1 protein-coding gene is annotated in these 249 nt (G+C 73.1%); it reads right to left on the reverse strand.

The window, feature by feature from the left end:
* Positions 1-249: sigma factor (locus QSK26_RS41655; protein ID WP_285780885.1), on the reverse strand; the 249-nt coding region annotated here is incomplete at both ends.

The raw sequence follows: 249 nt of genomic DNA on the forward strand, positions 1-249 counted from the left end.
GCGGGCAGCCGGCCCACCGCCTGCCAGAGCGTCGCCCGCTCGTCCGTCACCTGGTCGTGCACCGGCTCCTCCGGCAGGCCGTCGCTGGGCAGCTCCCGGCGCCACCGCCTGCGCCACCACGAGGTATAGGTCGTGATGAGCACGCGCCGCACGTACGCCTCCGGCTCGTCGATGCCCGGCCAGGCGAACCACGCCTTGGCCAAGGATTCCTGCAGGAGGTCCTCGGCTGTGGCCCAGTCGTGGGTGAGG

Origin of the sequence: Microtetraspora sp. NBRC 13810 (assembly GCF_030268685.1) — a bacterium.
In the GTDB taxonomy this organism is placed as follows: domain Bacteria; phylum Actinomycetota; class Actinomycetes; order Streptosporangiales; family Streptosporangiaceae; genus BSRQ01.